The organism is Bacillus carboniphilus (assembly GCF_039522365.1).
Classification (GTDB): domain Bacteria; phylum Bacillota; class Bacilli; order Bacillales; family JC228; genus Bacillus_BF; species Bacillus_BF carboniphilus.
This window is the reverse complement of sequence record NZ_BAAADJ010000063.1, coordinates 95,611-118,289: the sequence shown is the minus strand read 5'-3', so window position 1 is coordinate 118,289 and position 22,679 is coordinate 95,611. Positions and strand designations below refer to the sequence as shown.

Genomic DNA, 22,679 nt, shown 5'->3' with positions numbered 1-22,679 from the left:
CAAAGGGGAACTTCATTTTTATGACCAAACAAGACGCCATAACAATTACTGGAGTATCAACAATAGGAGAAAAGAAATTAGTCGGATTTCGGGTTTTAGCTAGCAATATCGAAGAATTTCAACAAGATATACCCAAGGCTTCCCTAGAGTTAATCAGAAGAAAAAACGAGATTCATAATCTTGTTGAACCGGTCAAACTAATTGGTGCCTTTAAAGCTGGGGAAACATCTGAGGAAGATGACGGCTACTGGTCTTGCCTCGAAGTAACGGATTTCGAACAGATTCCAGAGGGCATGGTGACACTGACTGTTCCAGAACAACAATATGCAGTCCTTCAATTCAAAGGTCATGCATCTGAAATCTACGGAACGTACACGCATCTACATCAATGGATCCAAGAGAACGGCTATACGAGAACTCCATCCAACTGGACGCTAGAAATCTACTCAAAATGGTCTGCAGACGAAGACTCAGTCGAACTCTGTGATCCAATCGCTTAAGTGGGACAGGGGGACAGGAACGCTGTCCCAGCAATGGAGCTGCCATTAGTGTAATGAACACACTTTGGTGGGCTCCATTTTTTATAAATGAAGTTTATAGAATATTGTTTAATTTTCCCATAAACCCCACAAACCCACATCCCTTATAATAGTGTGTAAGATACAAGAAAAAGGAAGAAAATCCATGTCTATTATCAATCAAACACTGTCAACCCGTACGGAAACTAAACCATGTCCTCAATGCCAAAGGCAAATGCCTGTATCCACAGATTACATAACGTGGTGTGAGTATTGTGACTATAACGTAAATCCAACTCTCACTGAAGAAAGTGACGCCATCACGCGTTTGTATGAACGATTAGGTGATCGATTGGGAGAAAGTATGGTGGAAAGCATTAAGGAAGGTGTGGTGCCGAGCGCTCGATTTCCAACCCTCGCTGCTTTTCTCATTGCAACGATTATCCATATTACAAGCGTTTCCTTATTTATAGGTGCACTCTACTGTTTATTTTTTGTGGAGAAAAGCATCCTGGTTTACATCATGACCGTTTTATTATTTGGGCTATCGTGGGTGTTGCGTCCTCGAATCAATCGACTTGAAAAAGATGAGGTTGTCATCTCACGGGAAGACTTTCCAACCCTATATAAAATCTGTGACAAAATCAGTGAGGAAATGAATACAAAAAAAGTAGACGGGATCATCGTCAATCACCGTTTTAATGCTTCGATAACAGAGGTCGGACTACGTAGAAAAGTGGTGGTCACGATTGGATTGCCGCTCTTTGCAATCTTAGATTCAGACGAAAGGCTGTCCATTCTTGCACATGAGTTTGGGCATAAAGACAACAAAGATCTGTCAAAAGGACTTTACATCGGTACAGCTATTAACACGTTGTTTACCTGGTTTGAACTTTTATACCCTGATACACCAGGTGCTGGAGAGCGGGACGATGGCCTCTCTTTACTCGAGGTTCCAACCTACTATATTATGAAAGGTCTTTCTTTTATCCCGTATAGCTTACTCTACGTGCTCACGTTTTTACTTTTTCGAAACAAGCAAGTCGCGGAGTTCCGGGCGGATTTGTTCGGCGCAGAGGTTGTAGGATCGGCTACAACCATTCGAGCCCTTGAAAAATTACACTACGATGACTTGTGCGGCTATATAAGTCGGAAGGTTGCTTTGTCAAAGGAAAAGCAAAACCTTTTTGAAGAGTTGCGAACTAGAGTTGAAAGTCTTCCGGAGCGGGAGAGAAAAAGGCTTAAACGGAAGACAGAACTTGAAAAAACGAGGATTGAATCTACACATCCACCTACACATTTGCGGTTGAGTCTTTTGAAAGGGAAGACGATGCATCCAAGGCTCACACTGACCAGTGCAGAAGTGACTTCTTTTCAGAAAGAACTTGAGAGATTGGAAGGGCCGATTCAAGAGAGAATTATCGATGAAATTAAATATGAGCTTTATCAGTAAAATGTTGGCCTGTTCATCAGTGGGTATTTGATGGACAGGCTGTTTTTGTGGGGGAAATGAAGGGCGTTCAGCATAGTGGGTGGGACATTGGTTCCTGTCCCTATGTCCACGGCCCCCCAAGTGGGACAGAGGTTCCTGACCCCATGTCCCAAGGCAAGCCCCTCTGAGCCAACTTTTGTGGGACACCAAACCTGTCCCCGGTGTCCCAGCAGGACTTTCATTTCGTATGTCGAAATGTAAAGTATAGGTAGAAGAGAGAGGGGTTTAGGAATGACTGTGATTAGAAAGAGCGATGTTGTTGAAGATTTTCATGGAACGAAAGTAGCAGATCCGTATCGTTGGTTGGAGGATCCAAATAGTTTGGAAGCGAAGGAATGGGCAGAAGGGCTTGGAGAAGCTTGTGATGCTTATTTTGAGGATACAAAAACTAGGGAAGAGGATCAGGCAAGACTGACGGAATTATGGAATTATCCTAAGTATTTTGTACCGAAAAGAGTGAAGGAAGAGCTTTTTTATCAGAAAAATAATGGCCTTCAAAATCAGGCTGTTTTATATAAAAAAGGTACGGATCAGGATTCTGTTGTGATTGACCCGAACAAATTGAGCGACGATGGTACGGTCGCAATGACAAATTACTCTTTTAGTGGAGATGGCAAGTACATCGCCTATACCACGTCTACCCATGGTAGTGACTGGCAAGAGATTTATGTCAGAGAGGTAAACTCTAGCCAAGACCTAAATGACCACATTAAATGGGCGAAATTCACACCGCTTACCTGGGCGCCAGACAACTCCGGATTTTTCTATAGTCGTTTTCCTGAGCCGGGGTCTGTAAGTGAAGAGGATGAAGGTAACTACAGTAAAGTCTATTTTCATGCATTGGGAACGAGTCAGGAAGAAGATACGCTTATATATGAGCAACCGGATAACAAGGAGCTCATGTTTTCACCGTTTATAACGCATGACGATACATACATTTGCCTGGATGTCAGACATGGAACTGCTGCAGAGAATCGCTTTTACTTGAAAAAACTAGATTCACAAGGCGACTTTACACGTCTACTCGATGACAGTGATGCTCAGTATACGTACATTCACAATAATGGGTCTCAATTTTATTTTAAAACAAACCTAGATGCGCCACGTGGACGAATCATTTCTATCGACCTTGAAAATTCGTCCCGTGAAAATTGGCAAGAGGTAGTACCTGAGCATGAGGATGTCATGCACGGTGTGAAATTTGTGAATGGGCAGTTCGTGATCGCCTTTCTCCACGACGCTCATCACCAAATCCATGTGTACCATGAAGATGGGAGCCATGATAAAAAAATAAACATCCCGATGATCGGTGCCATTACGGAGATATCCGGTAAGCACAATCAAAGTGAAATGTTCTTTGACATGACTTCTTACTTAAGCCCAACGGTTGTTTACCGCTATGATTTTACCAGCAATGAGCTGGAAGTGTTTACGCAATCCGAGTTAAAAGTAGACACATCCCAGTTTGAAACAAGACAAATTTTATATACATCCAAAGATGGAACCAAAGTGCCAATGTTTATTACGCTTAAAAAGGACCTTCCTTTAAACGGAGAGAATCCTGTCATCCTTTATGGATATGGTGGTTTTAATGTGAGCTTGACACCTTCCTTCAATCCAGCCATTTTACGTTGGCTTGAAAAAGGAGGAATCTATGCGGTGGCCAATCTGCGTGGCGGTTCTGAATATGGAGAACAGTGGCACAGAGCGGGGATGTTAGAAAATAAGCAAAATGTGTTCGATGATTTTATTTCTGCAGGTGAATATTTAATCGAGCAAAATTATACAAGCAAGCAAAAGCTATCTATTATGGGTGGATCCAATGGGGGACTCCTAGTAGCAGCTTGTATGGTGCAACGTCCAGACCTATATGGTGCCGTTGTTTGCCGAGTTCCGGTGATTGATATGCTCCGTTATCATAAATTCACAATTGGGCGTTTCTGGATTCCGGAGTATGGTTCGGCGGACAACCCGGAGCAATTTCCATTCCTTTATAAATACTCACCATTGCATAACATAAAAGAAGGGCAAAAATATCCACCAGTACTCATTGCAACGGCGGAAAGTGACGACCGTGTGGTACCGGCACATGCAAAGAAATTCGCCGCAACTCTATTAGAAAAAGCACACGAAGACTCAACCATTGTGTTGCGATTAGAAGCAAAAGCCGGGCATGGTCTCGGTAAACCAACCTCTAAATTGATTGATGAATGGGTTGATTTTTACGCATTCTTGGATAAAGAGTTGGGGTAAAAGTGAATATTTTTAAGAGAGAGGAGTAGCCGTAAGTGGCTACTCCTTTATTTATGGAGTGGGACAAGGTTCCTGTCCCCCTGTCCCTATCCCCCTGTCCCTAATGATATTTAACGATTTTTTCGATTTCAAAGCGGTGATGCGGATAGCCTTCTTGGTCTGCGATACCAAAGGGGACCATAGCCGCGAATTTGACATGTTCATCTAGCCCAAGAATATTTTTAACTTTTTCTTGGTCAAACCCAAGCATGGGAACACTCGCATATCCGAGCCCTTGGATGGTGACGAGGAGTACCCCAAGTGCAATGTTTGTTTGCGTTAGCCCCCATTGTCCTCTTTCTTCAACACTCATGCTTCCAAAAAAAGAGGAAAGGTTGGCCACTTCTTCTTGCTGCCGTTCAGGTGACAACCCTGGGTGAACGGTTTTAGGTAGATTTTCCAACACGTCTTCCATGTCACTGATAACAAGTACAACCGCTGGTGCAGAGGTGACTTGCTGTTGCCCGTAGGAGGCTTCTTTTAATTTCTCTTTCAGATTGGTGTCCGTTACGACATGAAAACGCCATGGCTGAAGATTCCATGCGCTTGGAGCTAATCGTACCAGCTCAAAGATTTGGTTTAAATCTTCTTTTGGAATGGGATCCTCAACAAACTTCCGTATGCTATGTCTGGATTCAATTGCATCTGGTACCGAAAGAACTTGCTGCATCGTATTGGTTGCCAAAAGACCCTCTCCTTCGCCTTGCCTCTTCTTGTAGAAAATCTACACTGTTATTATGGCCGAAATAAGGAATTGAATGGGTGTTAATAGTTAGCAGCTGATGAAAAGTATTGTTTATTCAAAAACTTTTCTAAGCGCACCTTTTTAGGTCAAACACATTGTTTCACCTATATTAGGAAAAAATAAAAAACAAAACCTTTGACAAACATCAAAGATTCTCTTATCATCATGTTCTGTAGAATAAAAACAATTCCGATAAGAATACTGGGGGTTTAACGAAATGAAAAAGTTTTTAACACTTTTTGCTTTACTATTTAGTTTTACACTTATCCTTGCCGCATGTGGAACTGCGGATGATGATAATGCGAATACAGCAGGAGATAACAACACCGAAGAAACAGAAGGTAATGACAATGCTGACACTGGAAATACCGAGGACTTACTGGCTAAGGTACAAGGTGAAGGTAAGTTGTTAATTGGAACGGAAGGTACATACCCTCCATTTACTTTCCATGATGAGTCTGGCAAATTAACAGGATTTGATGTAGAGGTTGCTGAAGAAATTGCAAACCGTCTTGGAGTAGAAGCTGAGTTTATGGAAACGCAATGGGATGCTATGTTTGCTGGACTGGATTCAGAACGTTTCGACATGATTGCAAACCAAGTTGGTATTAGAGAAGATCGCCTTGAGAAATACGATTTTTCTGATCACTACATTACATCAGCAGCTGTGTTAATCGCTCACCAAGATAATGACGATGTAAAATCTTTTGAAGACATTGAAGGTTTAAAATCAGCACACACGCTAACAAGCAACTATGCTGATATTGCACGCGAATATAAAGCTGAAGTAGTAGGAGTAGATGGCTTTAACCAAGCAGTTGACCTCATCACTTCTAAACGTGTAGATGTTACGATTAACGATAAAATTGCGGTTCTTGATTTCAAGAAACAACGTCCAGATGCACCAATTAAAGTGGTAGATGAAAGTGATAACGCTGCACAAAGTGGATTTATGTTCCGTAAAGGTAGTGGAGCATTGGTAGAAGAAGTCAACAAAGCACTACAAGAAATGATTGAAGACGGAACGTACCAACAAATTTCAGAGAAATGGTTCGGTGAAGATGTACTTAACTAATATTTTTACGAATCCTGAAAGGTTAGAAAAAGTAACGGAAATTTTTCAGAGTTCCCTTTTACCATTGGTAAAGGGAGCTCTCTACTATTCTGTACCTTTAACTCTTATTTCTTTTTCGATTGGCCTAGTGATTGCAGTGTTAACGGCACTAGCTCGAATCTCCAAAATAAAACCACTGACATGGATTGCAAGTACGTATGTATCCATTATTCGTGGTACACCATTATTAGTGCAATTATTCATTATTTTTTACGGACTTCCTAGCGTAGGTGTTACATTGGATCCATTTCCTTCTGCCATCATTGCGTTCTCACTAAACATGGGGGCATACGCTTCGGAAGTCATAAGAGCAGCTATTTTATCCATACCTAAAGGTCAATGGGAAGCATCCTATTCGATGGGAATGAGTTATCCACAAGCATTGCGAAGAGTCATTCTACCGCAAGCATCACGAGTCTCCATTCCACCATTGTCTAACTCATTTATTAGCCTTGTAAAAGATACCTCTCTAGCGTCTGTCATCCTGGTTGCAGAAATGTTCAGAAAGGCACAAGAAATAGCGGCGACCACGTACGAACCATTACTGCTCTATACCCAAGCAGCACTCATTTATTGGGTAGTCTGCTTCACATTATCCATTGTACAGGGTATGCTAGAACGCCGTTTAGACCGATATGTGGCAAAATAATTAGGGGGCTCTATCCGTGATATCCGTAAAAGGTTTATATAAGCAATTTGATGAATTACAAGTTCTAAAAGATATAAATATTGATATAGGACAGGGGAAAGTTGTGGTAGTCATTGGTCCTTCTGGATCAGGAAAAACGACTTTACTTCGTTGTTTAAACATTCTAGAGACACCAACCTCTGGATTGGTGAACATAGATGACCAGAAGCTAGACTTTTCACATAAAGTGGACCGAAAAAGCGTGGCGAAATTCAGAAGATTAACCGGAATGGTCTTCCAAAACTATAACCTTTTCCCACATATGACGGCACTTCAAAATGTGATGGAAGGGCCAGTTACGGTAAAAAAAGAACCAAAAGACACCGTAGAAAAACGGGCAAGGGAGCTTTTAGCAAAGGTTGGTTTGCAGGACAAAGTCGACTACTATCCATTCCAACTTTCCGGAGGACAGCAACAAAGAGTGGGCATTGCCAGAGCACTTGCGATGGAACCTAAGGTCATGCTGTTTGATGAACCTACATCTGCCCTTGATCCTGAGCTAGTAGGAGAGGTCCTACAAGTTATGAAAGACCTAGCCCAAGAAGGGATGACCATGGTCGTTGTTACACACGAAATGAAATTTGCCAAAGAAGTGGCAGATGAAGTCATTTTTATGGACAATGGTGTCATCGTCGAAAGAAACGTCCCAGACATCATCTTCCAATCTCCACATCAAGAACGAACCAAACAATTTTTAAGAATGATCCAAAAGTAAAACAAGGGAAACCTTGTTTTTTTTATACGTTAAGAAAGTATAAAATTTTTGCACGGAAGTAAAATCGACGTGGTTAAAATTTTTAGGATTGAAGTATAAGTGCAACTACGCCTCTGTCTTCGCCTAAAGGCTCGCCAATCGGCGAGTTTTCTTTATATCCAAAAATGTCGGTTACTGTGGGAAAATACATGATATGGACACCGGGGACAGGAACCTTGTCCCACTGATTGAATGAAGCCTAACCTAAAATGAAAGTAGTAATACCCATTTTGGACTAGGCACAATTTTTCCGCTAAACCCTCATTTCCGCTTTCCTCTCAGGGGATGACTTCAACAATTTGGCCTGTGTGTTTTTCGTGAAATAACTATGCAACAGCATTCCCAGTACAATAATAAACAACCCAACGATTGCCCATCCATTTGGGAAAGGAATGGATAAAAGTAAGATCTCACCTACCATTACAAAGAGAACCTGGGTTGATTGAGTTGCCTCCACAGCTGAAAGTTTACTTTGATCATCCCGAGCTCGGTCCGTTGCGATAAAAAATAGGGTAGTGGCAATAACACCTGAACATATAGCGACAATGAAGGTTTGAATAAGCTGGTTGGAGGATGGAGCGCCAACGTTAAAGACTCCAATCACTGCTAGTATCATCCAGAACGGAAGGCTGGCGATGGTCATTCCTAATACCCGTTGGAAAGTATCTAACCTTCCTCCGCATAGCTCCATCATTTTCCGATTCCCCAAAGGATAAGCAAACGCCGCAACACATACAGGAGTAACCCCGACAATAATTTCACTTACAGATAAACTACTAGCTTTTTGAAATTGGATTAAAATAACACCAAAAAAGATAAGAAGAGAAAAACAAAGTGCTTTTAAAGGAAGCTTTTTTCTTATTTGTGTGAGATCGCCATTTTCGGTTTGAATTCGGTCAAAGAATAGAGGGGTTAATAAAGTACCAGCCACAATCGTGAGCTGCCAGGTACCTGCAACGAGCCAACCTGGTCCGTATGAAGCTGCGTAAGTAATCGGTGCGTAAAAGAGTACAAAACCAAAGAAGCTCCAGGTCAACCATTGGAGAGGGTGTTTTTTCATCTCAATCCAAACAGCACTCAAATTCTTTCGAGCCAATACAAGGAGTAGTAAAAAAGGCACCATAAAGAAAAAACGTAAGGAAGAACTCCAAATCCAATGTCCCCCAGATAACTCCATGGTCCGATTCAAAATAAACGTAACCGCAAAGAACATCGAAGCCAAAACGCCAATCAAAATCTCCTTCATCTACCTCTCTCCTAACAATTGGGAATAAATCCAATATAGCATACATCTAGCCAGGATAGTGGAGACAGGTGTTCCAATTTCAGAATCAGAGACTAACAACTAGTCTATAGCCTATCAAGGCAATAGTATTACAATTTCAGGTATCTTCCTTTACATTTTTTTGAAAAAACATAAAAAACTGTACGCCTGTCAGTTTCAAAACACTAGAAATATTCATTTAATAATTGTAAAAACACTGTAGCTGTACTCAAACATCAAAAAAGCAAGTTAAATAATAGATTTAATGAGCAGGGCATTATTCCTGAGGTTGAAAATGGTACAAGCCATTCTTGTGTTATGAATGATTTGTTGAAATTGTTAGTAACGGCTACCCAGAGAAATTTAATTCGAAAAGGAGATGATTATGAAGTGGGAAAGAAAAAATTCAAGTGTGAATCAATTCAAAAACAGGTTAATAAAATTCAAATTCAGGGGTTTGAAGATGTAGATGTGTCAGTAGTAAATAAATCAGACCTAGAGATGATTGGAAAGGGTCGACAAGGAGCAGTTTTTAAAGTAAACCATAAAATGGTTGTAAAGGTCTATGGTGATATCGTTGATTGTGAAAGAGAGTACTATGCGATGTCATTGGGGAAGAAGACACAACTATTACCGAAAATTTTCTGTAAGGGTGAGAATTTCATAGTGATGGAGATGGTTGGTGGGGTGGATTTAAGAGAATATCTCCAATCTCAACCACTAACAAAAGAGCTTTCATATGAACTGATTAAATTACTTATAACATTTAAAAAAATTGGATATGAGCGCATCGATCATCATAAACGACAAATATACCTTCAAGAGGACGGGTCCCTGAAAGTTATTGATGTAGGGAGAACCGTTTGGAGAAACCGAACGTATCCTTATCCCCGTAAGCTATTAACAAGCTTAGGAGAATATAAAAATACATTTCTTGAACATGTAAAAGAGTTGGCCCCAAGGCTCTACACGGAATGGGAGTACTATATGCACTTAGATGAGGTTTCAAGGGAGATGTACCATCAGCTTCAAAACAAAAGTGTAGACATAGACTCAATAAGCCAGAAAACAGGTACACTTTTAACTTCTACAAATGCAAAATCATTATATAAGGGATTAGTAGGTCTAGTGAGGAAGACGATTAAAGAAGAAAGAAAACTAGAACAAGAAAAAGCTATTAAGAGTAAAATAAAAGGAAAAATGATAGGCGATACTGAACAGCGAGCAAAAGATCAGAAGGTGAAAGAAAAAAAGTCAAAAAAGTAAGCGAAGTAAGAAAGCTGCAGAGGAAGTGATAATATGAAAATTTTAATCATCTGGCGGCTACTAACAGTAGGTGGTGTGAATGCCGGTTGGCGTAACCGCGCCATTTATTTTAAAAAACGTGGAATTACCACCGAGTTTCTCTATTGTAAAGACTTAGGTGGAATGCATATGATGCAGGATGTTGCGACGGTCTATTTGACACAAGATACAGAAGAGATTAACCAAATTATCCTGAAGAATCACTACGATGCCATTGTTGTTGTTGATACAAGTAAAGCTTATAGCTGGCTAGAGAAGGTCCAGTACGACGGGCCAATTTTAGTGGAAGCGAGAACTCCCGAAATTACGAAATTGTCGAGAAATCTTAACGGGGTTGAAAAAATATCACCTAGTCTATTCATTGTTCCCACAAGCTATCAAAAAAGAGTTCTTTCTATTTTAATCGATCAGCATGCCCCCATAAAAGTCATCAATAATTGCCTAAATACATCGTTTTTCCGCCCCCTTGATCAAGGAGAAATCCAGCTAAACCATGATCCAATTCTTCCGAAAAACAAGAAAGTAGTAGCCTATATTGGTAGACTAGATGTTCGAAAGAATTGGAGACTATTGCTGAGAATCGCTAAATCTATTCGTATGGAAAGAAACGATATTGAGTTTTGGGTTATCGGCGGAGCTAGAAGTGTGGAGCGGGATTTGTTTGAACAGGAATGGAAAAGTCAGGGGCTAACTGAAGTAGTGAAATGGTTTCCTGTGGTCCCATACCAACAAATGCCTCATTTATACGCAAAAATTAGAAAATCAGGTGGATGCACGATTTCCACCACAAAATCAGAATCCTTTGGAAATACTTTTATCGAATCAATGGCTTGCGGTGTTCCAGTTGTGGCTCCTGATATATCATCCGTTCCAGAAATCGTAAAGCACGGGGAAACAGGATTTTTATATAAAGAAGAGCATGTAAAAGGGGCTGCCGAATGTATCTATCGTCTCATTGACCGTCCCCACCGATACGATGAGATTTCAAAGACTGCAAGAAATCGAGTGGAGGAATACTTCTCATTACCTGTATGCTCAGAGCAATATATCCAGCTATTAAGCCAAATTGTAAAGCGAGGTAATTCAAATTGAAGCCTCAACTCTATCAAAAGCTATTTGAAAGTAAAACGAACAATGCCCACTTAATTTCATTCGATAATGGGAAAGACTACGTCGTTAAGCTGTATAAACCAAAGGAGAGTAAAGCTTTAATTAATGAATGGATCGGGTACTGTATTTCACGATTTATGGGGTTGCCGATTCCCTACTCCTATCAAGTCAGTCTGCCGGAGGAATTCGTGGATCAAATGCCCAATAAAATAGGAACTGTAAATACATCCAAACAGTTTATGAGCTTGTACTTATACGATTGTAAAAATGCGCACGAGGTGAAGCCTGAAAGAATACTAAATGCTTCAGACTTGGCAAAAATTATCGTGTTTGATTATTGGCTTTGCAATGTTGATCGGACCAGGAAAAATATTTTACTAGAAGAAGTTGAGTCTGGTGCCCATTACCTATGGGTAATTGATCACGCAGATTTACTTGGATCAAATGATTGGGAAGTTAATGATTTTTACTATTTGTCTAATACGTTGATTAAGAGTGCAACCCATGAAATGATGGCAAAATTTGTCCCGAGTGAAAATGACTTTAAGGAAGCAGTACGGGTTGTTCAAACCATGCCCATTCAACTTCTAGAAGAAATGGTGTCTTTCATACCGCATGATTGGAATTTATCTAAAGAAGACGGAAAAGAACTCATAAAGTTCCTACACTACCGAAGGCACACCATCCTGCCTCTAGTCATCGGCAAATTCATAAAAAGAGTCTACGGGACAGGGGGGACAGGTTTCGCTGTCCCAGAAACAAAACAAAACTAAATGAAAAGCCGAACATTATATTGTCTGAAAATTTTAATGTTCGCTATTTGTTGTTGACATTACTTGAAAGCCGTTGTTAAAATGAAATGGAGTTAAGAAACTGACAATTAAAGACCCTCGTATAATGTTGGGGATATGGCCCAAAAGTTTCTACCCGATGACCGTAAATTATCGGACTATGAGGGAAAGTGAAATAGGCCGTATTAGGATTTTTATGGGGAAGGACTGTCGTTTTTTACCCATGAAAACATCTAAAGCTCGGGCAGATTGCTTTCTCTTATGGAGTCAATCTGTTTCGAGCTTTTCTTATTTTATAAAAAGTTGTACCAGGAGGAGAACATGAAACCTGAAATTGCAGTAATCATGGGCAGCAAGTCAGACTGGGATACAATGAAAATTACCTGTGAGGTGCTTGATCAACTCGAGATTCCTTTTGAAAAAAAAGTGGTCTCTGCGCATCGCACGCCAGATCTTATGTTTACATTCGCAGAAGAAGCACGTAATCGTGGAATTAAAGTCATCATCGCTGGAGCTGGAGGAGCTGCCCACTTACCTGGAATGGTAGCAGCCAAAACTACGCTTCCGGTTATCGGTGTACCGGTTCAATCGAAAGCCTTAAATGGACTGGACTCCTTATTATCCATCGTTCAAATGCCAGGCGGCGTACCGGTTGCAACAGTAGCCATCGGAAAAGCGGGTGCGACGAATGCTGGGCTATTAGCTGCCCAAATTTTAGGCTCAACCAACCTGGGCATTGCAAGTAAACTTCAAGCTATGCGCGACAAAACAAGAGAATCTGTATTAGAAAGTAGTGATGAACTTGTCTAAGCAACTAATTTTACCTGGTCAAACCATTGGAATTATAGGTGGAGGACAATTAGGGAGAATGATGGCGCAAGCTGCTAAATCAATGGGCTTTCGAATCGCTGTTTTAGACCCTACCGAAGATTCTCCTTGTGGGCAAGTTGCGGATTATAAAATTATTGCTGAATACAATGATTCCATCGCTGTACGAAAGCTAGCTGCAATCAGTGATGTTGTTACATATGAGTTTGAAAATATAGATTCTGAACGATTGAAATGGCTATGCGAGCATGCTTATGTTCCCCAGGGAAGTAGAGTGCTAGAGCTCACGCAAAGTCGGATTTCTGAGAAACGTAGCATTCAGGAAGCGGGTGTTGAGGTTGCTCCCTATGCTGTTATCGAGAGTTTGGAAGATTTATATAGAGAGATAGAGGAAATTGGATACCCTTCTGTTTTAAAAACAGCTAGAGGTGGTTATGACGGAAAAGGGCAGCTTGTGATTCGTTCTGAGAAGGACTTGCCGGACGGAGCTAAGTTATTACAACAGGGTGAATGCGTTCTTGAACAATGGGTCGATTTTGAAAAAGAAATCTCCGTGATAATTGCTCGGAACCCAGATGGCGAAATGTCTGTATTTCCAGTCGCAGAAAACATCCACAGAGATAATATTTTACACCAAACGATTGCGCCTGCTCGAATCAGTGAAGCTGCAAAAGCGGACGCAGTTGAAAAAGCTAAAAAGATTGCGGAGTACATGCAGGTGGTTGGAGTATTGGCGGTTGAGATGTTTTTAACAAAAGAAGGAGACATCTTTATCAACGAACTTGCTCCTAGACCTCACAATTCCGGACATTATACAATAGAAGCTTGTGAAACATCTCAGTTCGCGCAACACATTCGAGCGGTCTGCAACTGGTCATTAGGAAGTGTTGATCAATTAAAACCGGCCGTTATGGTAAACATATTAGGAGAACATCAGGAGAAAGTTGTCAACAATATTAAAAAATACCGTAGTTGGAATGTTCATCTATATGGTAAACATGAGGCAAAACTTAAAAGAAAGATGGGTCACATAACGGTTTTAGATGAATCAGTGGAAAAAGTTTTATCTGAGATGGAAGAAAGTCAAATATGGGAAAAGATGCAGGAAAAGATCGGAGGATTACAATGATTGATCGTTATACACGCCCTGAAATGGGAGCGATTTGGACAGAAGAAAACCGTTTTAACGCTTGGTTAGAGGTAGAAATTTTAGCATGTGAAGCTTGGGTGGAGCTTGGTGAAATTCCAAAAGAAGACGTGCAAAAAATTCGTGAAAATGCTTCTTTTAACATCGATCGAATTAAAGAAATTGAAGAAGAAACAAGACATGATGTCGTAGCTTTTACTCGTGCGGTGTCTGAGACATTGGGTGAGGAAAGAAAGTGGGTCCACTACGGTCTAACGTCAACTGATGTTGTGGACACGGCGCTGTCTTATCAAATTAAGCAGGCGAATGCCATTTTATTAAAAGATATCGAGAACTTTATCGAGATTTTAAAAAATAAAGCGATTGAGCACAAGTACACAGTGATGATGGGAAGAACACATGGGGTACACGCTGAGCCAACGACATTCGGTTTGAAATTGGCTTTATGGTACGAAGAGATGAAGCGTAACCTAGAGCGGTTCAAGCAAGCGGCGGAAGGCATTGAGTTTGGAAAAATCTCGGGAGCTGTTGGTACATACGCCAACATTGATCCTTTTGTAGAAAAGTATGTTTGTGAAAAATTAGGGCTACAGGCAGCACCAGTTTCAACGCAAACCCTCCAACGTGATCGTCACGCTCACTATTTATCAACGATTGCATTGATTGCGACTTCTATTGAAAAATTTGCAGTTGAGGTTCGTGGGTTACAAAAAAGTGAAACTCGTGAAGTAGAAGAGTTTTTTGCAAAGGGTCAAAAAGGATCTTCTGCAATGCCGCATAAACGTAACCCAATCGGTTCAGAAAACATGACGGGAATGGCGCGTGTGATTCGTGGATACATGATGACGGCTTATGAAAATGTTCCACTATGGCATGAACGAGATATCTCTCATTCTTCAGCAGAGCGAATCATTTTGCCAGATGCGACAATCGCATTGAACTACATGTTAAACCGCTTCGCGAACATCGTGAAAAACTTAACGGTATTCCCAGAAAACATGAAGCGAAACATGGATCGTACGTTAGGGTTAATCTACTCCCAACGTGTGTTGCTAGCATTGATTGACAAAGGCCTTCCACGTGAAGAAGCCTACGACACCGTCCAACCGCGTGCAATGCAAGCATGGGAAGAACAAGTCCCATTCCGAAGCCTAATCGAGGCGGATGAGAAAATCACCGAATTGCTAAGTCCAGCCGAAATCGATGACTGCTTCGACTACAACTACCACCTAAAACACGTCGACACCATCTTTGAACGTGTAATGGGACAGTAGGGACAGGTTTGGTGTCCCACCTCATTCAGTGTGGGACAGAGGGGACAGGTTTCCTGTCCCACCTCTGTTGGGGTTGAGTTCTGGGAGGGTTCTGAGTTCTGAAAAACAGGCTGGAACTTCTGAAAAATGTTGCCTAAGTTCTGGAAAACATACTTTTAGTTCCGAAAACGGTGGCTGAGTTCCGGAAAATGGATGCTGAGTTCTGAAAAATGAGTAATAACTTCTGAATTGAGTGTTCTGAGTTCCGAATTAGGGTTAAATGGTGCTGGATTTCTGATAGGAACGGCGGAAATTCCGATAGAAGAGCAAAATTTTCCGATAGGCCGCCGGGAATTTCCGATAGAAGCGCCAAAGTTTCCGATAGGGTCAGTGAAATTTCCGATAGAAGAGCAAAATTTTCCGATAGGCCGCCGGGAATTTCCGATAGAAGGTCCAAAGTTTCCGATAGGGTCAGTGAAATTTCCGGTAGAAGCGCCAAAGTTTCCGATAGCCGCCAAGAAATTTCCGATAGAAGCACCAAGATTTCCGATAAGGCCAGCAAAATTTCCGATAGCACACAAAAACTCTCACAACAGCCACACCCCACAACCGCCATTAACTAAAAAGGAGGCTCTTCCATGGAAAAGAGAGCACTGCTATATGAAGGAAAAGCGAAAAAGGTTTACACAACAAACGACCCACAGCTTGTTTGGTTAGAGTATAAAGATTCTGCAACTGCCTTCAACGGTGAAAAGAAGAGCCAAATTGCCGGGAAAGGCCGGTTAAATAATGAAATTACGAGTTTGATATTTTCAAAGCTTCATAACGAAGGAATCCCTTCTCATTTTGTTCAAAAGCTATCATCTACTGAGCAACTCGTTAAGAAAGTCGACATCATTCCAATTGAAGTTGTAGTAAGAAACAAAGCAGCCGGCAGTTTTTCAAAGCGACTTGGTGTGGAGGAGGGCAAATCGCTCACCATGCCGCTCGTGGAGTTTTACCTAAAAGATGATGAACTCGGTGACCCACTTATCACAGAAGATCACATCCGCGAATTACAGCTTGCTTCACGCATAGAAGTCGAAATATTGAAACAAAACGCACTGGCTGTGAACGAAATCCTCTCAAACTGGTTCGCAACCATGAACGTTCAACTGATTGATTTCAAACTTGAGTTTGGAAAAGATGCTAAAAATGAAATTATTTTGGCTGACGAGATCTCCCCAGACACCTGTCGTCTATGGGACGTTAAAACACAAGAAAAACTAGACAAAGACGTGTTCCGACGTGACCTTGGAAACTTAACATCAGCCTATGAAACTATTTATTCGCGCATTCTAGCAACCCAAGTTACCCAAGCTTAAAAAAACCACTTTTATAAAATGACTGGAGGCAAACACCATGTATAAAGTAAAAGTTTACGTGACATTGAGAGAAAGTGTTTTAGATCCACAAGGTACGGCAGTGAAAAATTCTTTACACACTCTAAGTTTTTCTGATGTAACAGACGTTCGAATCGGTAAGTATATGGAGTTAACATTAGAAAAAACAGATCGAGATGTAAACGAAGTCGTGAAGGAAATCTGCGACAAAGTGCTTGCTAATCCAGTTATTGAAGATTATCGCTACGAGATTGAGGAGTGTGTTGCTCTGTGAAATTCGCGGTAATCGTATTTCCAGGTTCCAATTGTGATGTTGATATGTTTCATGCGATTCAAGATGAGCTAGGAGAGCAAGTCGATTATGTTTGGCATGATGCAGATAACCTAGCAGACTATGATGGAATCCTGCTTCCTGGTGGGTTTTCATATGGAGACTACCTTCGTTCCGGAGCCATCGCCCGATTCAGTAATGTCATGAAGGAAGTCATCAAAGCGGCTGAGGCTGGAAAACCAATCCTCGGTGTCTGCAATGGATTTCAGATTTTACTAGAAACGGGCCTTCTCCCAGGTGCCATGAGACGAAATGAAAGCCTAAAATTCATCTGTCGTCCAGTTGAACTAGAGGTGGCCAACAACGAAACGATGTTCACTTCAGATTACGAACAAAACGAAACCATCCGCATCCCAGTAGCCCACGGTGAAGGAAATTACTACTGTGATGAAAAAACACTTCTAAGCTTAAAAGCAAATAACCAAATTGTTTTTACCTATAAAAATAACCCCAACGGCAGCTTAGAGAACATCGCTGGAATCATCAATGAACGTGGAAATGTCCTTGGAATGATGCCTCACCCTGAACGTGCTGTTGATGATCTTCTAGGTGGAGCCGACGGTCTAAAGCTTTTCAAATCTATCGTAAAACAGTGGAGGGAATCACATGTCGTTACTGCTTGAGCCAAGTCCAGAACAAATTAAACAAGACAGAATTTACGCTGAAATGGGTTTGTCTGATGAAGAATTTGCGATGGTGGAAAAGATTTTAGGTCGCACGCCGAACTACACGGAAACCGGTCTTTTCTCCGTTATGTGGTCCGAACATTGTAGTTACAAGAACTCCAAACCGGTGCTTCGAAAGTTCCCAACCTCTGGTGAAAAAGTCCTTCAGGGACCTGGTGAAGGTGCTGGAATCGTGGATATTGGAGATGGGCAAGCGGTTGTTTTTAAAATTGAAAGTCATAACCATCCATCTGCGATTGAGCCGTATCAAGGCGCTGCAACAGGTGTAGGCGGGATTATCCGTGACGTTTTCTCCATGGGTGCAAGACCCATCGCTTTATTAAACTCCCTAAGATTCGGTGAACTAAAAACAGACCGTGTCAAATACCTCTTCAAAGAAGTCGTAGCTGGGATTGCAGGGTACGGTAACTGTATCGGAATTCCGACTGTTGGAGGAGAAATCCAATTTGATCCTTCATACGAAGGCAATCCACTTGTAAACGCGATGTGTGTTGGACTCATCGATCATAAAGATATTAAAAAGGGCCAGGCGCATGGCGTAGGCAACACGGTCATGTATGTGGGAGCTAAAACCGGACGTGACGGAATCCATGGGGCAACGTTTGCATCCGAAGAATTGACGGAACAATCTGATGAAAAGCGTCCTGCTGTGCAAGTCGGAGATCCTTTCATGGAAAAACTTTTACTTGAAGCTTGTCTTGAACTCGTTCAATCCGACGCCCTTGTTGGGATCCAAGACATGGGAGCAGCTGGACTAACAAGTTCTTCTGCTGAAATGGCGAGTAAAGCAGGTTCCGGAATCGAAATGAACCTAGACCTAGTTCCTCAACGCGAACGCGGAATGACCGCTTACGAAATGATGCTTTCAGAGTCTCAAGAGCGTATGCTTATCGTTGTAAAAAAAGGCCGTGAGCAAGAAATCGTTGACTTGTTCTCCAAATACGGGCTTGAAGCCGTATCTGTTGGTCACGTTACGGAAGACAAACATTTGCGCCTTGTCCATAAAGGGGAAGTAGTAGCGGATGTTCCTGTCGATGCTCTAGCAGAGGACGCGCCCGTTTATCACAAGCCATCCCGTGAACCTCAGTATTTCCAAGAGTTCCAAGCGATGGACACATACATTCCGGCAGTTGAAAACTACAATGAAACACTACTCAAGCTTTTACAACAACCAACAATTGCAAGCAAAGAGTGGGTTTATGATCAATACGATTACATGGTGCGAACAAACACAGTTGTAGCACCAGGTTCTGATGCGGCCGTTGTTCGAATCAGAGGTACCCGTAAAGCATTAGCGATGACAACAGACTGTAATTCTCGCTACCTATACCTAGACCCAGAAACAGGCGGAAAAATTGCAGTCGCAGAAGCAGCTCGAAATATCGTTGCTTCAGGCGGTCAGCCACTAGCGCTAACGGATTGCTTAAACTTTGGTAATCCAGAAAAACCTGAAATCTTCTGGCAGCTAGAAAAAGCCGTTGATGGTATGAGCGAAGCGTGTCGCACACTTCAAACCCCAGTCATCGGTGGAAATGTGTCCCTATACAACGAAACAAATGGAACTGCAGTCTACCCAACACCTGTTGTCGGTATGGTTGGACTGGTTGAAGACATTGACCATATTACAACGCAAAGCTTTAAACAAGCAGGCGATTTGATTTACGTATTAGGTGAGACGAAACCTGAGTTTGGCGGTAGTGAGCTTCAAAAATTACTTGAAGGTGAAATTTCTGGGAAAGCGCCTGAACTAGATCTAGCTACAGAACAAAAGCATCAAAACCAAGTTTTATCAGCCATTCGTATGGGTCTTGTCCAATCTGCTCACGACTTAGCAGAGGGGGGCTTAGCGGTCGCGCTAGCTGAGAGTTTAATAGGTTCAAACGGTTTAGGAGCTTCTGTAAAAGTCGAAGGTGAGGCAGTTTCGGCACTATTTAGTGAAACTCAATCTCGTTTCCTTTTAAGTGTGAAAAAGGAAGACCAAGAAAAGTTTGAAAGCTTAGTAGAAGCGACTTTAATCGGAGAGGTTACGGCTAGCTCAGAGCTCCAAATCGAATCTGGAGGCAATACTCTCATTAACCAAAACGTCGAAGAGCTTACTCGAGTTTGGAAAGGAGCCATCCCATGCTTGCTGAAATAAGGGGTTTGAATGAAGAGTGTGGAATATTTGGTATTTGGGGTCATCCCAACGCTTCTCAAATTACTTACTATGGATTGCACAGTCTTCAGCACCGCGGCCAAGAAGGAACGGGGATGGTGGTAACGGACGGTGAACAGCTAAAAACTGTAAAGGGCGAAGGACTTGTCAATGAGATTATCACATCAGAGGCGATGGAAGAACTTTACGGGAAAGCTGCCATTGGTCATGTTCGCTACGCAACAGCAGGAGGAAGTGGCTATGAAAATGTGCAGCCACTCCTATTCCGTTCGCAAACGGGTAGTCTTGCACTAGCTCATAACGGAAACCTAGTAAATGCAACAGCGTTAAAACACCAGCTTGAGGGGCAAGGCAGCATATTTCAAACAACATCTGATACAGAAGTGCTAGCGCATCTGATTAAACGTGGGGGCATTGCACCTTTGAAGGACCGTGTAAAAAATGCACTCACCATGTTAAAAGGTGCTTATGCCTTTTTAATCATGACAGAAAAAGAGATGATGGTTGCGCTTGATCCGAATGGCTTACGACCGTTGTCGATTGCGAAACTAGGCGATGCCTATGTGGTAGCATCGGAAACCTGTGCGTTTGATGTGGTAGGAGCAGAATTCATTCGCGACGTGGAACCAGGGGAGCTTTTAATTATTGATGATGAAGGCATTCATTCTGAATTTTATTCTCATGCTTCTAACCAAGCAATCTGTACGATGGAGTATGTCTATTTCTCCCGTCCGGACAGCAACATCCATGGGGTTAATGTTCATACCGCTCGGAAAAATTTAGGCAAAAGACTGGCGATGGAAGTGCCCATTGAAGCTGATGTCGTAACAGGTGTTCCAGACTCCAGTATCTCTGCGGCGATTGGGTACGCAGAAGCATCAGGCATCCCATATGAAATGGGCTTAATTAAAAATCGATATGTGGGTAGAACCTTTATTCAACCGTCTCAATCCTTACGCGAACAAGGGGTTAAAATGAAGCTATCTCCAGTTCGTGGTGTTGTGGAAGGGAAGCGGGTGATCATGGTTGATGACTCCATCGTTCGCGGAACTACGAGTAGACGAATTGTGAACATGCTTAAGGAAGCGGGCGCGACCGAGGTTCATGTGGTCATCAGTTCACCCCCTATCCAAAATCCATGTTTTTATGGAATTGATACGTCAACAAAAGAAGAACTAATTGCAGCGAAGCACTCTGTTGAAGAAATTCGTGAAATCATCGGTGCGGATACCCTGACATTTTTGAGTGTTGAAGGCATGCTTGAAGCGATCGGAAGAGAACGTGTGGATGAAAATTGTGGGCAATGCTTGGCTTGTTTTACTGGAAAGTATCCAACCGAAATTTACCCATCAACGCTTCATCCTTATGAAAAGGTGTAAAAAACAAAACGGGCGACATTTGGCTTTGCAGATGTCGCTTTGTGTTTGGGGGTTGTGTTGCTTGTGGATTAACGAAAACAGCAGTTTTGTGGATTTGCAGGACAGAGAATCCGTTATTTAATCAAAACAAGCAGATTTCAGGGTTCGAGCGGACAGAGGATCCGTTATTTAGCAATATTCAGGCATAAAACAGGTGAAAAACGGTGAATAGCGGAACGTGTGTCCCCGAAAATAGGAAAAACCCCGTTTTTACTGCAAATAACGGAACGTGTGTCCTCTGGCTCCTAAGCAACCGGCATTTCAATAAAATAACAGAACTTAATGTCCGTTCGTACCCAATAAACAGTGTGCAACACAACAATAAAAAACAATCAAAAACCAAAACGTTTTTACTCGGCTAGGAGGACAAACAATGGCGAATGCATATAAGCAAGCGGGAGTCGATATTGAGGCGGGCTATGAGGCCGTCTCTAGAATGAAAAAGCATGTTCAAAAGACAGTTCGCCCTGGCGTCATGGGAGGACTCGGTGGATTTGGTGGTATGTTTGACCTTTCTTCGCTTCAGTTAAAAGAGCCGGTTTTAGTTTCCGGCACAGATGGAGTTGGTACCAAGCTTATGCTGGCGTTCATGCTCGATCAGCACGATACGATAGGAATCGACGCTGTGGCCATGTGTGTGAATGATATTGTCGTGCAAGGTGCGGAACCGATATATTTCTTGGACTACATTGCGTGTGGAGAAGCTGATCCAGCTAGAATCGAAGCTATTGTCAAAGGGATTGCCGATGGATGTGAGCAAGCAGGCTGTGCATTAGTTGGTGGTGAAACTGCGGAGATGCCAGGCATGTACGAAAAAGAGGAATATGACTTGGCTGGATTTGCGGTGGGAGCTTGCGAAAAGTCGCGACTCATTACAGGAAACGACATTAAAGAAGGGGACGTTCTCATCGGATTAGCTTCTAGTGGAATCCATAGTAACGGCTACTCACTCGTGAGAAAAATCCTTTTAGAACAGGCTAACCTTTCTTTACATGAACAAGTTGATGAACTGGGTTGCACGGTAGGTGAAGAACTGCTCAAACCAACCAAAATCTATGTTAAGTCTATACTATCAGCTCTTAAAACTTATGAAATAAAAGGAATGGCTCACATTACAGGTGGCGGTTTTATCGAAAATGTACCGCGCGTGTTACCAGAAGGACTAGGTGCCGAGCTTCATGAAAAGAATTGGGAGATTCCTCCGATTTTCAAAATGCTCGAGTCACTTGGTAAGCTAAATAGAGAAGAAATGTATAACATATTTAATATGGGAACAGGGATGGTCCTAGCAGTTGATCGTACGATTGCTGATGAGGTTACGGAATTTTTCAACAAGCTTGGAGAAAAAGCCTACCGAATTGGAATGGTCACAAATCAACCAGGGATTCAAATTAAAAGGTGATGAC

20 protein-coding genes and 1 riboswitch are annotated in these 22,679 nt (G+C 42.0%); of the genes, 18 read left to right on the top strand and 2 right to left on the bottom strand.

Annotated elements, in window-relative coordinates; all coding sequences use genetic code 11:
* Positions 1-20: 20 nt before the first annotated feature.
* From ABDZ91_RS20015 to ABDZ91_RS20005, 3 genes are all read left to right on the top strand, one after another.
* Positions 21-500: a GyrI-like domain-containing protein gene (locus ABDZ91_RS20015; protein ID WP_343803185.1), complete on the top strand. Its 480-nt coding sequence runs from the start codon at positions 21-23 to the stop codon at positions 498-500.
* A gap of 184 nt (positions 501-684) precedes the next feature.
* Positions 685-1,971, top strand: a complete 1,287-nt coding sequence (locus ABDZ91_RS20010) for a M48 family metallopeptidase (RefSeq protein WP_343803183.1) — start codon at positions 685-687, stop codon at positions 1,969-1,971.
* Between the two features lie 270 nt (positions 1,972-2,241).
* On the top strand, positions 2,242-4,263 hold the full coding sequence (locus tag ABDZ91_RS20005; RefSeq protein WP_343803181.1) for a prolyl oligopeptidase family serine peptidase: 2,022 nt from the start codon (positions 2,242-2,244) through the stop codon (positions 4,261-4,263).
* A gap of 100 nt (positions 4,264-4,363) precedes the next feature.
* Here ABDZ91_RS20005 and ABDZ91_RS20000 read toward each other — a convergent pair whose 3' ends face one another.
* Positions 4,364-4,987 (bottom strand): nitroreductase family protein, encoded by a 624-nt coding sequence (locus tag ABDZ91_RS20000; RefSeq protein WP_343803179.1) that lies wholly within the window; start codon positions 4,985-4,987, stop codon positions 4,364-4,366.
* Between the two features lie 277 nt (positions 4,988-5,264).
* On the opposite strand from ABDZ91_RS20000, the gene ABDZ91_RS19995 reads away from it, so the two are divergent.
* From ABDZ91_RS19995 to ABDZ91_RS19985, 3 genes are read left to right on the top strand one after another with little or no spacing between them, the layout of a single operon-like run.
* Positions 5,265-6,122, top strand: a complete 858-nt coding sequence (locus tag ABDZ91_RS19995; protein ID WP_343803177.1) for an amino acid ABC transporter substrate-binding protein — start codon at positions 5,265-5,267, stop codon at positions 6,120-6,122.
* Complete coding sequence (locus ABDZ91_RS19990; protein ID WP_343803302.1) at positions 6,109-6,810, top strand: amino acid ABC transporter permease; 702 nt, start codon at positions 6,109-6,111, stop codon at positions 6,808-6,810. The genes ABDZ91_RS19995 and ABDZ91_RS19990 overlap by 14 nt, the downstream gene beginning before the upstream one ends.
* A 16-nt stretch (positions 6,811-6,826) precedes the next feature.
* On the top strand, positions 6,827-7,564 hold the full coding sequence (locus ABDZ91_RS19985) for an amino acid ABC transporter ATP-binding protein (protein WP_343803175.1): 738 nt from the start codon (positions 6,827-6,829) through the stop codon (positions 7,562-7,564).
* A gap of 292 nt (positions 7,565-7,856) precedes the next feature.
* Here the strand turns inward: ABDZ91_RS19985 and ABDZ91_RS19980 are convergent, their stop codons facing one another.
* On the bottom strand, positions 7,857-8,849 hold the full coding sequence (locus ABDZ91_RS19980; RefSeq protein WP_343803173.1) for a DMT family transporter: 993 nt from the start codon (positions 8,847-8,849) through the stop codon (positions 7,857-7,859).
* Between the two features lie 408 nt (positions 8,850-9,257).
* Between ABDZ91_RS19980 and ABDZ91_RS19975 the strand changes: the two genes are divergently transcribed.
* The 12 genes from ABDZ91_RS19975 to purM all read left to right on the top strand — a co-directional run bounded on the left by ABDZ91_RS19975 (position 9,258) and on the right by purM (position 22,675).
* Complete coding sequence (locus ABDZ91_RS19975; RefSeq protein ID WP_343803170.1) at positions 9,258-10,133, top strand: hypothetical protein; 876 nt, start codon at positions 9,258-9,260, stop codon at positions 10,131-10,133.
* Between the two features lie 33 nt (positions 10,134-10,166).
* Entirely contained in the window at positions 10,167-11,264 is a 1,098-nt protein-coding gene (locus ABDZ91_RS19970) for a glycosyltransferase family 4 protein (RefSeq protein WP_343803167.1), read from the top strand.
* Positions 11,261-12,055 (top strand): HipA family kinase, encoded by a 795-nt coding sequence (locus ABDZ91_RS19965; RefSeq protein ID WP_343803165.1) that lies wholly within the window; start codon positions 11,261-11,263, stop codon positions 12,053-12,055. The genes ABDZ91_RS19970 and ABDZ91_RS19965 overlap by 4 nt, the downstream gene beginning before the upstream one ends.
* A gap of 97 nt (positions 12,056-12,152) precedes the next feature.
* A riboswitch (purine riboswitch) is annotated at positions 12,153-12,254 on the top strand.
* Between the two features lie 140 nt (positions 12,255-12,394).
* Positions 12,395-12,883 (top strand): 5-(carboxyamino)imidazole ribonucleotide mutase, encoded by a 489-nt coding sequence (gene purE / locus ABDZ91_RS19960; RefSeq protein ID WP_343803162.1) that lies wholly within the window; start codon positions 12,395-12,397, stop codon positions 12,881-12,883.
* Positions 12,870-14,030 carry a 5-(carboxyamino)imidazole ribonucleotide synthase gene (gene purK, locus ABDZ91_RS19955; protein WP_343803159.1) on the top strand — a complete coding sequence of 387 codons (1,161 nt, stop codon included), beginning with the start codon at positions 12,870-12,872 and terminating at the stop codon, positions 14,028-14,030. Before purE ends, purK begins: the two co-directional genes overlap by 14 nt.
* Entirely contained in the window at positions 14,027-15,322 is a 1,296-nt protein-coding gene (gene purB, locus ABDZ91_RS19950; RefSeq protein ID WP_343803156.1) for an adenylosuccinate lyase, read from the top strand. Before purK ends, purB begins: the two co-directional genes overlap by 4 nt.
* Positions 15,323-15,939: 617 nt before the next feature.
* Positions 15,940-16,665, top strand: coding sequence for a phosphoribosylaminoimidazolesuccinocarboxamide synthase (purC, locus tag ABDZ91_RS19945; RefSeq protein ID WP_343803153.1), 726 nt, complete (start codon positions 15,940-15,942; stop codon positions 16,663-16,665).
* A 37-nt stretch (positions 16,666-16,702) separates the two neighbouring features.
* A complete protein-coding gene (gene purS / locus ABDZ91_RS19940) occupies positions 16,703-16,957 on the top strand; it encodes a phosphoribosylformylglycinamidine synthase subunit PurS (protein WP_343803150.1) in 255 nt (84 codons plus the stop codon).
* Complete coding sequence (purQ, locus tag ABDZ91_RS19935) at positions 16,954-17,637, top strand: phosphoribosylformylglycinamidine synthase subunit PurQ (RefSeq protein ID WP_343803147.1); 684 nt, start codon at positions 16,954-16,956, stop codon at positions 17,635-17,637. The genes purS and purQ overlap by 4 nt, the downstream gene beginning before the upstream one ends.
* Positions 17,621-19,837, top strand: coding sequence for a phosphoribosylformylglycinamidine synthase subunit PurL (gene purL, locus ABDZ91_RS19930; protein WP_343803144.1), 2,217 nt, complete (start codon positions 17,621-17,623; stop codon positions 19,835-19,837). Before purQ ends, purL begins: the two co-directional genes overlap by 17 nt.
* Positions 19,822-21,234: an amidophosphoribosyltransferase gene (gene purF / locus ABDZ91_RS19925; protein WP_343803139.1), complete on the top strand. Its 1,413-nt coding sequence runs from the start codon at positions 19,822-19,824 to the stop codon at positions 21,232-21,234. The genes purL and purF overlap by 16 nt, the downstream gene beginning before the upstream one ends.
* A 412-nt stretch (positions 21,235-21,646) precedes the next feature.
* The gene (gene purM / locus ABDZ91_RS19920; RefSeq protein WP_343803136.1) at positions 21,647-22,675 is read left to right on the top strand and encodes a phosphoribosylformylglycinamidine cyclo-ligase; all 1,029 of its coding nucleotides are present in this window, start codon (positions 21,647-21,649) and stop codon (positions 22,673-22,675) included.
* The last annotated feature ends 4 nt before the right edge of the window (positions 22,676-22,679 follow it).